The 12,270-nt window shown below is 65.0% G+C and carries 14 protein-coding genes; all 14 read left to right on the top strand.

From position 1 onward, the window contains the following. Positions 1 to 8 precede the first annotated feature (8 nt). Entirely contained in the window at positions 9 to 431 is a 423-nt protein-coding gene (locus tag C2138_RS13205) for a flagellar hook assembly protein FlgD (protein WP_108518520.1), read from the top strand. Between the two features lie 32 nt (positions 432 to 463). Next, positions 464 to 1,642 carry a flagellar hook protein FlgE gene (locus C2138_RS13200; RefSeq protein WP_108518519.1) on the top strand — a complete coding sequence of 393 codons (1,179 nt, stop codon included), beginning with the start codon at positions 464 to 466 and terminating at the stop codon, positions 1,640 to 1,642. 177 nt (positions 1,643 to 1,819) lie between these two features. Next, complete coding sequence (locus C2138_RS13195; protein WP_108519154.1) at positions 1,820 to 2,116, top strand: flagellar FlbD family protein; 297 nt, start codon at positions 1,820 to 1,822, stop codon at positions 2,114 to 2,116. Further along, positions 2,116 to 2,982, top strand: coding sequence for a motility protein A (locus tag C2138_RS13190; protein WP_108518517.1), 867 nt, complete (start codon positions 2,116 to 2,118; stop codon positions 2,980 to 2,982). The genes C2138_RS13195 and C2138_RS13190 overlap by 1 nt, the downstream gene beginning before the upstream one ends. Beyond that, positions 2,979 to 3,815 (top strand): OmpA/MotB family protein, encoded by an 837-nt coding sequence (locus C2138_RS13185; protein WP_108518515.1) that lies wholly within the window; start codon positions 2,979 to 2,981, stop codon positions 3,813 to 3,815. Before C2138_RS13190 ends, C2138_RS13185 begins: the two co-directional genes overlap by 4 nt. A gap of 143 nt (positions 3,816 to 3,958) precedes the next feature. Next, positions 3,959 to 4,852 (top strand): flagellar motor switch protein FliM, encoded by an 894-nt coding sequence (locus C2138_RS13180; protein ID WP_233245513.1) that lies wholly within the window; start codon positions 3,959 to 3,961, stop codon positions 4,850 to 4,852. A gap of 59 nt (positions 4,853 to 4,911) precedes the next feature. Further along, positions 4,912 to 5,619, top strand: a complete 708-nt coding sequence (fliN, locus tag C2138_RS13175; protein ID WP_108518514.1) for a flagellar motor switch protein FliN — start codon at positions 4,912 to 4,914, stop codon at positions 5,617 to 5,619. Further along, positions 5,606 to 6,079, top strand: a complete 474-nt coding sequence (locus C2138_RS13170; RefSeq protein WP_108518512.1) for a FliO/MopB family protein — start codon at positions 5,606 to 5,608, stop codon at positions 6,077 to 6,079. Before fliN ends, C2138_RS13170 begins: the two co-directional genes overlap by 14 nt. Next, a complete protein-coding gene (gene fliP / locus C2138_RS13165; RefSeq protein WP_108518511.1) occupies positions 6,076 to 6,903 on the top strand; it encodes a flagellar type III secretion system pore protein FliP in 828 nt (275 codons plus the stop codon). Before C2138_RS13170 ends, fliP begins: the two co-directional genes overlap by 4 nt. Then, positions 6,903 to 7,178: a flagellar biosynthesis protein FliQ gene (gene fliQ / locus C2138_RS13160; RefSeq protein ID WP_108518509.1), complete on the top strand. Its 276-nt coding sequence runs from the start codon at positions 6,903 to 6,905 to the stop codon at positions 7,176 to 7,178. Before fliP ends, fliQ begins: the two co-directional genes overlap by 1 nt. A gap of 1 nt (position 7,179) precedes the next feature. Next, on the top strand, positions 7,180 to 7,938 hold the full coding sequence (locus C2138_RS13155) for a flagellar biosynthetic protein FliR (RefSeq protein ID WP_108518507.1): 759 nt from the start codon (positions 7,180 to 7,182) through the stop codon (positions 7,936 to 7,938). After that, complete coding sequence (locus C2138_RS13150; protein ID WP_108518505.1) at positions 7,939 to 9,174, top strand: EscU/YscU/HrcU family type III secretion system export apparatus switch protein; 1,236 nt, start codon at positions 7,939 to 7,941, stop codon at positions 9,172 to 9,174. Next, the gene (locus tag C2138_RS13145) at positions 9,171 to 11,219 is read left to right on the top strand and encodes a flagellar biosynthesis protein FlhA (protein WP_108518504.1); all 2,049 of its coding nucleotides are present in this window, start codon (positions 9,171 to 9,173) and stop codon (positions 11,217 to 11,219) included. Before C2138_RS13150 ends, C2138_RS13145 begins: the two co-directional genes overlap by 4 nt. Beyond that, positions 11,194 to 12,261, top strand: coding sequence for a hypothetical protein (locus C2138_RS13140; protein ID WP_108518502.1), 1,068 nt, complete (start codon positions 11,194 to 11,196; stop codon positions 12,259 to 12,261). Before C2138_RS13145 ends, C2138_RS13140 begins: the two co-directional genes overlap by 26 nt. Positions 12,262 to 12,270 lie beyond the last annotated feature (9 nt).

Below are 12,270 nucleotides of genomic sequence, written 5' to 3'. Positions count from 1 at the left end.
GGAATCCCATGACCGTCGACGCGACCTACGCCGTGCAGAGCAATGGCATGTACACGGGCAACACCGCCACCCGCACGCCCAAGCAGACCATGGACAGCGAGGTGTTTCTCTCGCTGCTCGTGACCCAGCTGCGCAACCAAGACCCCAGTTCGCCCATGGACACGAACCAGATGATTAGCCAGACCACGCAGCTCGCGTCGATGGAGCAGCTCACCACCCTCACGACCCTCAACGAAGAGAACTTCTCGCTGCAGATGCGCATAGCGGCGGCGGCCCTCATCGGCCAGCAGGTCAGCTACAGCACGCCAGACGGAACCAAGATCACGGGTATCGCCGACTCCGTCTCGTTCTCCGGCCCCATCCCCACCGTCTCCGTAGGCGGCAAAGACATCGCACTCGACGTCATCTCCGGCGTCAAGCGCACCTCCTAACTTCACGAACCCACCACTGAAAGGGCAAACCCATGCTTCGCTCGCTCTACTCCGGAATCTCCGGCCTTCGCTCACACCAGACCATGCTCGATGTCACGGGCAACAACATCGCCAACGTCAACACGACCGCGTTCAAGGCCTCGGCAACCCAGTTTCAAGACACTCTGTCGCAGCTGACGCAGGGTGCGGGCGGCCCGCAGGCCGAGCAGGGTGGAACCAACCCCGCGCAGGTCGGCCTCGGAGTGCGCGTCGCCGGCATCTCGACGAACTTTGCCCAGGGATCGGCCCAGGCCACCGGCAAGTCGACCGACATGATGATCTCGGGCGACGGCTTCTTCGTCACCCGCGTCGGCAACGACATGCTCTACACCCGCGCCGGCTCATTCGACCTGGATGCTCAGGGTCGCCTGGTCACACCCGATGGCGGAATCGTGCAGGGCTGGTCGGCGGTCGATGGCACGATCATGGATGGCGGTGCGATCGGCAACATCACCCTCCCGCTCGACGCGATCTCCCCCGCGGTTACGACATCGGAGGCGACATTCGGCGGCAACCTGCCCTCCGACGCGGCCGACGGCACCCAGCTCGTGCGGGACACCCAGGTGTTCGACGCCAACGGGCAGGCGACGAACGTGACCTTCACGTTCACCCGCAATGGCGCCAACTGGGATGTGTCGTACGACAACGCAGGCGTCGACACGGCACTCGGCAGCCTTACCTTCGTCAACGGTGCGCTGACGACTCCCGGCAACTTCACCCTCGCCGCCCCGGCGATCGATGTCGACATGACCTCCCTCACGGGCTTCGCCGGCATGACGACGGTTGCGGTCGCGAGCCAGGACGGCCGCCGCGCCGGCACGCTCGACTCGTTCACGATGGCATCGGACGGCACGCTCATCGGCTCGTTCAGCAACGGAGCCTCCGAGGCGATCGGGCGCATCGCGCTTGCCAACTTCACCAACCCCGGAGGATTGGAGAAGGCCGGTAACTCCACGTACCGCGCCACCTTCAACTCGGGCAACGCCGAGCTGGGCACGCCAGGCCAGGGCGGACTCGGCACGGTTACGGCCGGAGCCCTCGAAATGTCGAACGTCGACCTCTCGCAGGAGTTCACCAACCTCATCGTCGCCCAGCGCGGCTTTCAGGCGAACGCCCGCATCATCACCACGTCCGACGAGGTGCTGCAGGAGCTCACGAACCTCAAGCGCTAGCGCGCGATGGCGGCGGTGCGGCGATGCGATCGCGCCGCCGCACCCTCGCGGAGAAGGCCGGTGCCGAAAGGTGTCGGCCTTCGTCGGTTTACGCCTTACGGCGGGCGACCGGCGGCCGATAGTTACACGTGCAGGCCCAGGAGGGGCGGCGAACACCAAGACCTATGGATGGGCACGATGATAGTTGTCACGCGTTTGAACGATCGCCAATTCGCGATCAACCCTGATCTCATCGAGCGCATTCATGTGAACCCCGATACGACCCTCGTGATGGTCGACGGCGCCAAATACATCGTCACCGAGTCGATGACAGAGGTCATCGACCGCATCGCGTACTACCGCGCGCGGGTCATTGCCCTCGCTCACTCCGGCGCCGCAGTGGACTCCGGTCCACAGCTCGGCATCGTTTCTGATCTCGACGACTCTGCCGACCGCGCTGAGCAGACCGTCCCGCTTCGCCCGAGGAAGATCTGATGGACCTCGCAACTATTGTCGGCATCCTCATCGCTTTTGGTTCCCTCTATGCGATGATCACCCTCGAAGGTGCCCATGTTGAGGCGCTGCTGCTGCCAGCGCCCATGGTGCTCGTCTTCGGAGCCACCATCGCCATCGGCATCGCCGGGGGCACCATCAAGGACTTCATCGTCTCGGCCAAGGCCGTTCCCGGTGCCCTCAAGGGCAGCAGCTACAAGCCAAGCCAGGTGATCGACCAGGTCGTCGGGCTCGCCGAGAAGGCCCGCAGCGAGGGGCTTCTTGCCCTCGAACAAGAGGCCGATAAAGTGTCGGACCCGTTCCTTAAGGGAGCCCTGCAGAACATTGCCGACGGCACCGACGGCGAAGAACTGCGCATGATGCTCGAGGACGAGATTGAGTCGAAGACCAAATCAGGTCGCACGGCATCAAAGTTCTTCGGAGCCCTTGGCGGCTATGCCCCGACCGTGGGAATCATCGGAACGGTGGTTTCGCTCACCCACGTGCTGGAAAACCTGTCCTCACCAGATTCGCTCGGCCCCATGATCGCGACCGCCTTCGTGGCAACCCTGTGGGGGCTGCTCTCGGCAAACTTTATCTGGCTGCCTATCGGAACTCGCATTCGCCGGCTCACCGACATGGAAGCGGAGCGAATGACGCTGCTGATGGAGGGCGTCCTCGCCGTTCAGTCCGGCAGCCAGCCGAGGATTCTGGGGGAGCGCCTGCGGGCCATGGTCCCCTCCGATGCCCCGGCGAAGGGCAAAGGCAAGGCAGGCAAGGGCGGCAAGGGCGATAAGTCCAAGGCACCCAAGGCCAAGGGAGCAAAGGGAAAGGGAGCGGACTCGGCGACTAACAAGGAAGCCGCATGAGTCTCTCTCGCCGCCGCAAGAAGGCAGAAGAGCCAGAGGAGCATCCCGACGAACGCTGGATGGCCTCCTATATGGATATGGTCACCGTGCTGATGTGTATGTTCATCGTTCTGTTTGCGATGTCGTCGGTGGACCAAGACAAGTTCGAAGCCCTCAAAAGCTCCCTCGCGACCGGGTTCGGGCAGGACCCGAGCGAGTTGATCGACGTATCAGGCGGCGTCATCGTGCCGGCCGAACTGGTGTCAAAAACCGGGGAGGGCTTCACGGAACTGCAGCTTGCGCAGCAGGAAGTGGCCGAACTCGCCGCCCTGCGCGAGCAGATCCGCACCAACCTCGAGACCACAGGTCTTGAGAACACCGTGTCGTTCACCATCGACGAACGCGGACTCACCGTGCGGCTCGTCGGCTCCGAGACATTTTTTGCCACCAACCGCACCGAGCTGAGCGGCACCGCCGTCGGCGTGCTGTCGGCCGTCGGGCCCGCCCTCTCGACCACGACCTACGGTGTCTCGGTGGAGGGTCACGCCGATACCCGCCCGAGTCATAGCCCCTATGCCACGAACTGGGAGCTTTCGTCTGGCCGAGCCACGAACGTTCTGCGCTACCTCGTCGAATCCACGGGAGTCGCCGGCAACCGCATCGGCTCGGTCGGCTTCGGATCTGCCAGACCCCTCGTCCCCGAGGTGTCACCGGAGGCCCAAGCGGCCAACCGGCGGGTCGACATCGTCATCCTCTCCGATCTGCCAGAAGCGGTTCGTGCCCTCATTCCCGATGTCGTCTCTGGCGGAATTCCCGCCGAGTCGCCCGCTGTCGTGGTGGAGGGTGCCGGCTGACGCACACACCTCCCGCCTAATGTGACGGCCATCACTCGAGAGCCACCGTTCTGCGGCATCGTGAACCCAGATGATGCAGAAGTTTGTCGCCCAGTCGGCGGCCTGACCTAACCCCTGAGCCTCCCCTGCCGATAGTGCTGGATGTGACGGTCCAGAAACACACCAGCGGCGGCATCGTTGAGCGCCCAGGCAACGCAGTCGTATACGACTTTCGTCGCCCCACCACGCTCGCCCGCGAGCACGCCAGAGTTCTTGAACTCGCGTTCGAGACATTCGCGCGCCAGTGGGGAACCCAGCTCACCGCCAAAGTGAGGGTGCTGTCGCAGGTCACCTGCCGGCAGGTGCTGATGTTCTCCTACGACGAATACGCTGCGGCTCTGCCCTCCACCACGGCGATGGTGCTGCTCTCGATCGAGGGCGTTTCGGCCAAGGCCGTCATCCAGTTTCCGACCTCCGCTGCGCTCACCTGGGTGAGCTTCATGCTGGGCGGGCGCGGCACGGTCGACGTTGAGGAACGCAAGTTCACGCAAATCGAGCAGGAACTCGTCCGCCGCCTCATGGACGATGCGCTCGAAGACCTGCGGTACTCCCTCGGTGCGCTGCTCGTGCGCAAGGTCGCCGTCGACGGCTTTCAGTACAACTCGCAGTTCGCCCAGGCCGCGGCCACAAGCGACCTCATGATCGTGGCGAGCTTCGATATCAAGGTGGGCGAATCCATCGCCGTTGCGACGCTTGCGATTCCCTCTGAGGTTCTTCTGCCTCAGCTTGGCGACGCCAACCCCACGAGCGCTGTCGCCGACGCCCCCCGCTCGATGCGAGCACAGATCGTCTCGGCCCCCGTCTCGGTGAGCCTGAGGCTCGAACCGGCCATGGTTCGCCCGAGCGCCGTTCTCGGGCTCTCTGTCGGCGACATCCTGCCGATTCCCCACCCCCAACATCGCCCGCTTGAGGTCGCCGTCGAGGGCACCCACTTCGCCCACGCGGCACTGGGGTCGCACGGCTCCCGCCTCGCGTGTGTCGTAGTGGCGACCGACTGAGCGCACCCGCGCTCGCCCACGAACTAGTAACGCTGCCCCACCACAGCTGGAGGACCACAATGGCCACGACAACAACCACCCTGCACCAGGCCGCCGCCGATGCGCTCGTTCAGCACCTGCCGACGACCGCGATTCTCACGCCGAATCACACTCTGCAGGTCGGAGCGCTCACCGGCCGGGTCGGTCACGCGCTTTCTGCCTCGTTTGTCGGTGAGTCATCCGCCGACATCGCGCTCGTTCTTCTCGATTCAGAGGCGCTTCAGGATGCCGCCGGCACCGACTCTGTGGTCTCGCCCGGCGATGTGGTGCGGCCTGCGCTCGACGCTGCCTCTGCCGTGTTCGGCACCGGTGTGCTGGGCGAGGTAGTCGAGAGCGATGCTGGCGCGCTTTTCGCTGACCGCGAGGCTGTCGTCTTCGAACTCACCGGAGCAGACGGGGTCGCGGGTTGGTTCGCCATTCGCGTTCGCGACTCAGGTGTTGTTGCTGGCCCGACCCGCAAAACCGACGAAGAGGTTGTGGGCAAGCTCGGCCGCATCAACAACGTCGAGATGGCCCTCACGGTGGAGATCGGTCGCACCCGCATGTCGGTGCGCGATGTTCTCGGGCTCGAGCCCGGCGCTGTGATCGAGCTCGACCGCTCCGCGGGTGCCCCCGCCGACATCCTGCTCAACGGCCGCCTCATCGCCCACGGGGAGATCGTGGTCATCGACCAGGATTACGCCGTTCGCATCACCACGATCCTCGACCTCGCGGATGGCGCTGCCTGATATGGACGCCCTTTTCGTCGGCCTCAGGGTCGTCGTTTCACTCGGAGTTGTTCTGGCGCTGCTGTGGTACCTGCAGCGCCGGCTCTCCAAAGGATCGCTGCGAGTGCGCAAAGCCAACCCCGTTGTGGTTGTAGGCCGTCAGACCATTGGCCCCAAAGCATCCGTCGTCGTGGTTGATGTCGAGGGCAGCAGGCTCGTGCTGGGAGTCACTGACGGCGCCATCACGATGCTCCAGTCGGCGGAGGCCCCGCAGCCTTCGGACTTTGAGCAGTCGATGGATGACGCGGTCGCCACGTTCTCGCCACTCACGGCCGTCGAACCGCTCCCGGCTGCGGAGAAGCCCGTGCCCGTCGCGGTCGTCGCATCCTTCGCGGGCGCAGGCAAGGGCCCGCTCGCGGGGTCGATCCTGTCTCCGGATACCTGGAGGCAGGCGGCAGCCGCGCTGCGCAGAACCCCATGAGCGCGGTTTCCCTCTCCCCGCGCACCGCAGGAATGCTGCGCACGCTGGCGCTCACCGCACTAGCGGTCGGTTCCGTCATCGCCATGACCACCCTCGGCGCCCAGGCAAGCTTTGCCGTAACCGACCCCGCAGACCCCAACGCCCCGACCGCGCCGGGCACGGGCGGCATTTCGATCGATATCAACGGGCCAGACGGCACGCCGTCGTCGTCGGTTCTGACGCTTATCGGCATCACGCTGCTCTCCGTTGCGCCCGCTCTGCTGCTGATGATGACGTCGTTCACCAAAATCTTTGTCGTGCTGGCGATGACCCGCAACGCGCTCTCGCTGCCGAGCATCCCGCCCAACCAGGTGCTGGCCGGGCTCGCGCTCTTTCTCTCGTTGTTCATCATGGCGCCCGTCGTCGGCGAGATGAACGAGGTCGGCGTTCAGCCCTACCTCGACGGCACCATCGACTTCACCCAGGCGCTTGAGCTCGCATCCGAGCCGCTTCGTCAGTTCATGCTTGCCTTCACGCGAGAAGAAGATCTCGCCCTCATGACCAGGGCTGGTGGCCTCGAGAACCCCGAGGACATGTCGGCTGTCGAACTGACCACCCTGATCCCCGCGTTCATGATCTCCGAGCTGCGGGCGGCCTTCATCATCGGCTTCGTCATCTTCGTGCCGTTTCTCGTGATCGACCTTGTTGTCGCAGCAGCGCTCATGTCGATGGGAATGATGATGCTCCCGCCCGTCATGATCTCGCTGCCGTTCAAGATTCTGCTCTTCGTGCTCGTCGACGGTTGGGGGCTCATCATTACCTCCCTTATAGAGAGTTACAGCTAATGGACTCTGCCGCGGTTCTCGACATCGCCCTCCAGGGGCTCCTGGTGGCGGCCAAGCTCTCTGCCCCCGTGCTCATCACAGCCCTCACGGTGGGTTTTGCCATCTCACTTTTGCAGTCCATCACCCAGATCCAAGAGGTCACGCTGTCTTTCGTGCCCAAGGCCGCAGCGGTGGGCATCGCCCTCCTCGTCTGCGGCCACTGGATGATCAGCGAGATCGTCGGCTTCACCCACCGGCTCTTCGACACTCTGCCCTCTCTTCTCAGCGGGGGATGAGATGTCCCTGGAGCTCAATCTCGCGTGGATAGAAGCCGTCATGCTCGCCGCAGTGCGCATGACGGCCTTCATCGTGATCGCTCCGCCGTTCTCCTACCGTGCATTCCCCGCCCGCATCAAGGCGATGCTGGCGATCGGATTGGCCCTTGCCGTCTCCCCCAAAGTCACCGCCGACTATGTTTCGCCCAGTGGGGCCGAGTTCCTCGGGTCCCTCGTCTTTGAGCTGCTTACCGGCGCGGTTCTCGGGTTTCTCGTGTTTATCGTCTTCTCCGCGGTGCAGTCCGCCGGAGGCCTCATCGACCTCTTCGGAGGCTTTCAGATCGCCCAGGCATTCGACCCGGGAACCCAGATCAACGGCGCCCAGTTCTCCCGCTTCTTTCATATGGCTGCCATCGCCCTCCTGTTCAGCTCAGGGGCCTACCAGCTCATCATCGGCGGCCTCACTCGCAGCTTTACAGCGCTGCCCCTCGGTGGTGCGATCGACCTCGGCTCCAGTGCCGAGACCATCGTGTCGTTGGTCAGCCAGCTGTTTCTCGCCGCCATCCAGATCTCCGGCCCCCTGCTCGTCATTCTCTTTCTTGCGGATGTCGGCCTGGGTCTGCTCACCCGTGTCGCCCCGGCGCTCAATGCGTTTGCGCTCGGGTTCCCGCTCAAGATCTTTCTCACGCTCACGCTCTCCGTCGTGGTCTTCGCCGCGCTGCCGAGCGTGGTGGCCAACCTCACGGGCGATGCCCTCGAAGCCGTCATGGGGGTGAGGTAAATGGCCGAAGAGCCCACAGGCGAGCGCACAGAACAAGCAACAGAAAAGCGCATGAAAGAGGTGCGCGAGAAGGGCAAGCTTTCCAAGTCTCAGGACCTCACCGCATGGGTGGGCATCGGTGCCGCCGCCGTGGTGATTCCCGTCACAATTTCGCTCGGAGCCGATGCGGGAACTGAGCAGCTCATCACGGTTGCCCGCGTGATCGCGACGCCCGAGCCGGGGCTCGCGGTGGCTGCCCTCTGGGAGGGCATGAACTCCGTGCTCGCGACCCTCGGCATCATGCTCGTCGCCGTTCTCGTGGCCGTCGTGGTGGCGGCCGCAGTGCAGGGCGGCATCCAGCTCAAGAAGTTCGCGCCCAAGTTCGAACAGTTCAACATGGTCACTGGTCTCAAGCGCACCTTCGGCATGCAGGCGCTCTGGCAGGGAGCAAAGGCACTCTTCAAGACCATTGTGGTCGGCGTTGTGCTCTATAGCGTGATCCAAACCCTCATGCCCACCCTCATGGCGTCGGGCGCGCACTCTGTTACGGCGCTGCTGGGTGAGGCGGCGGGCGGAGTCGCAGCACTGCTGCAGTTCGCGATTGTCGCGGGACTCGTGCTCGCCTTCGCCGACGTTTTTGTTGTGATGAAGCGCAACCGCAAGCAGACCCGCATGACCAAAAAGGAGGTCACCGACGAGAACAAGCGCTCAGAGGGTGACCCGCTGATCCGGTCGCAGCGCCGCGCCCGCCAGCTCGCCATGAGCCGCAACCGCATGATCGCGGCGATCGGTGATGCGGACGTCGTGATGGTCAACCCAACGCACGTGGCCGTCGCCCTCAAATATGAGCCCGGCAAGTCTGCGCCTCGCGTTGTTGCCAAGGGCGCAGACATCATCGCCAGCCGCATCCGTGAAGAGGCCGAGAAGAAGGGTGTGCCCATGGTGGCGGATGTTCCGCTCGCCAGGGCGCTGCATGCGGCCTGCGATATCGGCGACGAGATCCCCCTCGAGCTCTACGACTCCGTGGCTCGCGTGCTCGCCTTCGTGATGGCGCTCAAGAAGCGCGGCGCAGCGGCAGGCGTCCACACCATGGCCAAGGCCGCAAGCTTCGGCGGTGCGGCCCTCGTTGGCGCAGCGCCCCTCCCCTCAATCTCTTCTCGTTCTTCTTCTGGCATGCCCTCTTCTTCTGGCATGCCCTCTGCTTCTGGCATCCCGTCTGCTTCTGGCATATCTGGCTCAGCGAAAGGCCTCGCATGAAACGCTCACTGACGTTGTTCGCCATCCCCGTGGGGGTGGTCGGCATCATCCTGCTTCTCGTGGTCCCCGTGCCCGCAGCGTTGCTCGACGTGCTGCTCATCGTGAGCATCCTGTTCGCCCTCGTGATTCTGCTCACAAGCATGTTCGTCAAGAAGCCGCTCGACTTCTCGGTGTTCCCCTCGCTGCTGCTCGTGGCGACCCTGTTCCGGCTCGGTCTCAACGTGGCTTCGACCCGTCTCGTGCTCGGTGAAGGCTATGCCGGCCAGGTAATCGAGGCATTCGGCCACGTTGCCGTCGGTGGCTCGCTCATCATCGGCGCCGTGATCTTTCTCATCCTCGTCGTCATCCAGTTCGTGGTGGTCACGAAGGGTGCAGAGCGTGTCGCCGAAGTCGGTGCCCGCTTCACCCTCGACGCCATGCCCGGCAAGCAGATGGCGATCGACGCCGACCTCAACGCTGGCCTCATTACCGACAACGAGGCGCGGGAGCGGCGAGCATCCGTCGCGGCGGAGGCCGACTTCTACGGCGCCATGGACGGTGCCTCCAAGTTCGTCAAGGGCGATGCCATCGCTGGCATCGTCATCATCATCATCAACGTCATTGGTGGCATCGCCATCGGAATGGTGCAGCGCGGCCTCGAGCTCGGCGAAGCGGTCGAAACCTACACGCTGCTGACCATCGGCGACGGTCTCGTCACGCAGATCCCCGCGCTACTCATGGCGGTCGCCACAGGCATGATCGTTACCCGATCCAACGCAGAAGCCGACATGGGCACCACGGCGTCTGGACAGCTCACTCAGTCGCGCCAGGCGCTCATGATCGCCGGATGCGCCGCCGTGGTCATGGGGCTCATCCCCGGAATGCCGATTCTGCCGTTCATGGCGATCGGCGGGTTGCTCATGATCGCTTCGCAGCGCATCAAGGCTGGTGAGAAGAAGAAGCTCATCATGGAGGAACAGGCGGCGCTGGCCCCCGTCGACCCCAAGTCCGAAACAACAGAAGACCTCATCGACCAGATGCGGGTGCACGCCCTAGAGATCCAGCTCTCGCCTGACCTGGTCGACCTCGTCTCTGGAGCATCCGACGACCTCCTGGCCCGCGTTCGTGCGCTTCGCCGCAAGATCGCCTTTGAGCTGGGCATCGTGGTGCCGCCCGTTCGCACGCGCGACAGCGTCGAACTGCCCTCCGGCACCTATGTGATTCGCATCGCCGGGGTCGAGGCCGGGCGCGGCATCGCTCCGCGGGGCCGGGTGCTCGCGCTCGGCGACAACCTCGATGGCCTGCCAGGGGCGAGCACCGTTGAACCCGTGTTCGGGCTTTCGGGCAAATGGGTGCCCACCGAGATGCGGCACAGCGCCGAAATGGCCGGGGCCACCGTGATCGACCGCACATCGGTGCTCGTGACGCACCTCTCCTCGCTTGTCACCGCCAACGCCGCCCGACTGCTCAGCCGAGAGGATGTTCGCATGCTCACCGAGGGCGTCAAGCAGGTGAACCCCTCCGCCGTTGACGAGCTCGTGCCCACACTGCTGAGTCTTGCCGAAGTGCAGCGCGTCTTGCAGGGCCTGCTCACGGAAGGGGTCGCCATCAACGACCTCCCCCGCATCTATGAGGCACTGTCGCTGCGCGCCAAGGTGTCGACGGACCCCGAGGGGCTTGTTGAGGCGGCGCGCGCCGCCCTCGGCCCCGCCCTGGTCGCCGGTCACGCCGAGGGGGCGCTGCTCAGGGTCATCATGATCGACCCCGTGCTAGAACAGGCCATGCTCGAGAGCATGAGACCCTCAGAACTCGGCACCCAGTTGCTGCTCGACCAGAACGCCATCGAGGGCATCCTGGGTTCCCTCAAGGAAATCGTCGGGCGCCAGAGCGAGCTCGGCAACCAGGCCGTTCTCGTGTGTGCGCCGGCGGTGCGTCCGGCCGTCCGCAGGCTCGTCTCGGCCCAGGTCGGCGGCTTCCCCGTGCTCTCCTACCAGGAGGTCACGGCGGCCAACATCGATATCGAAACCGTGGGGGTGGTTCGTGTCACCGCGCAGATTCCGGCTTGATGGCGCCACCCTCGCCGAGGTCAAACAAAAGGTCGTCGACGAGCATGGGCCGCAAGCGCGCATCATCGCCGCAGAGCAGATCACCACGGGAGGGGTCGCAGGGTTCTTCGCCACTCGCCGGTACGAGGTAACGGTGGAGGTGCCCGACGGGCCGACACCCAGCGTCGACGCCCATGACCTGAGCGCCCCACGCCGTTTCGGGCTCGCCGCACTGCTCGACGACGCGGACGCCGAAGAGGCCGGGCATATCTCCGATCCGGCCATGCCGGGGTCCATACCGCCCGCCGCGATGGCACCGCCCCCCTCAGAGGACGCCGCGCGCGTTGCGGCCAGAGCCGCAGCGGATGCGCGTCACACCGTGGCGCGCGAAACCGCCGCCGCTGCCGCCGACGCTCGCAGGCGCACCCTCGACGACCTGCCGATTGTGGCCGACGCCGCCAACCTGGTGTCGACATCCGGCCGCAGTTTTGCCGCCGTTCTCGACGGGCTGCAGGCCGTAACCGAGCTGCCAGAACCGCTGCCGGGCACCATCAGCACATCCGAGCCTCCTCGCGGACTGCCCTCTCCTCCCCCGCTTCTCGCGGGGCCGGGCGACCTTATTGCCGTTGCGGGCCTCCCGGCCGATGCGCTCGCGGTGGCCAGGGCAATGGCGTTCTCGGTGGATGCCGACGTCGTCGTCTGCGGCACCGCGGTCGCCGAAGGAATCCCGCGCATCGACGGCCGCCGCGAGGCCATTACGGCCCGCGCCGCAGCAGTGCAGCGCGACCGCATCGTCATCGTCGCCTTCGGAATCAGCTCGGCCGGTGCCGATACCCGAGAGGTGCTCGCGGGGCGTTCGCAGGCCCTCGCCGCCCTTACGGCAGACCAGCTCTGGCTTGCCGTCGACGCCGGGCGCAAGCCCGACGACACAGAACGCTGGGTGGCAGCCGTCGCTTCAGCATCCACACCAGATGCCGTCGCCGGCATCGGCCGCGACGACACAGCCACGCCCGACACGGTTCGGGAGCTTGGGTATGCCGTGAGCTGGTCTTACGGCAGTTAGGTAGGCTGG

This window comes from Salinibacterium hongtaonis (assembly GCF_003065485.1).
GTDB lineage: Bacteria > Actinomycetota > Actinomycetes > Actinomycetales > Microbacteriaceae > Homoserinimonas > Homoserinimonas hongtaonis.
This window is presented reverse-complemented; position numbering and strand designations above follow the sequence as displayed.

Coding starts and splice junctions, on each gene's coding strand:
- C2138_RS13205 (WP_108518520.1), top strand. CDS start 9: ATGACCGTCGACGCGACCTACGCCGTGCAGAGCAATGGCATGTACACG.
- C2138_RS13200 (WP_108518519.1), top strand. CDS start 464: ATGCTTCGCTCGCTCTACTCCGGAATCTCCGGCCTTCGCTCACACCAG.
- C2138_RS13195 (WP_108519154.1), top strand. CDS start 1,820: ATGATAGTTGTCACGCGTTTGAACGATCGCCAATTCGCGATCAACCCT.
- C2138_RS13190 (WP_108518517.1), top strand. CDS start 2,116: ATGGACCTCGCAACTATTGTCGGCATCCTCATCGCTTTTGGTTCCCTC.
- C2138_RS13185 (WP_108518515.1), top strand. CDS start 2,979: ATGAGTCTCTCTCGCCGCCGCAAGAAGGCAGAAGAGCCAGAGGAGCAT.
- fliN (WP_108518514.1), top strand. CDS start 4,912: ATGGCCACGACAACAACCACCCTGCACCAGGCCGCCGCCGATGCGCTC.
- C2138_RS13170 (WP_108518512.1), top strand. CDS start 5,606: ATGGCGCTGCCTGATATGGACGCCCTTTTCGTCGGCCTCAGGGTCGTC.
- fliP (WP_108518511.1), top strand. CDS start 6,076: ATGAGCGCGGTTTCCCTCTCCCCGCGCACCGCAGGAATGCTGCGCACG.
- fliQ (WP_108518509.1), top strand. CDS start 6,903: ATGGACTCTGCCGCGGTTCTCGACATCGCCCTCCAGGGGCTCCTGGTG.
- C2138_RS13155 (WP_108518507.1), top strand. CDS start 7,180: ATGTCCCTGGAGCTCAATCTCGCGTGGATAGAAGCCGTCATGCTCGCC.
- C2138_RS13150 (WP_108518505.1), top strand. CDS start 7,939: ATGGCCGAAGAGCCCACAGGCGAGCGCACAGAACAAGCAACAGAAAAG.
- C2138_RS13145 (WP_108518504.1), top strand. CDS start 9,171: ATGAAACGCTCACTGACGTTGTTCGCCATCCCCGTGGGGGTGGTCGGC.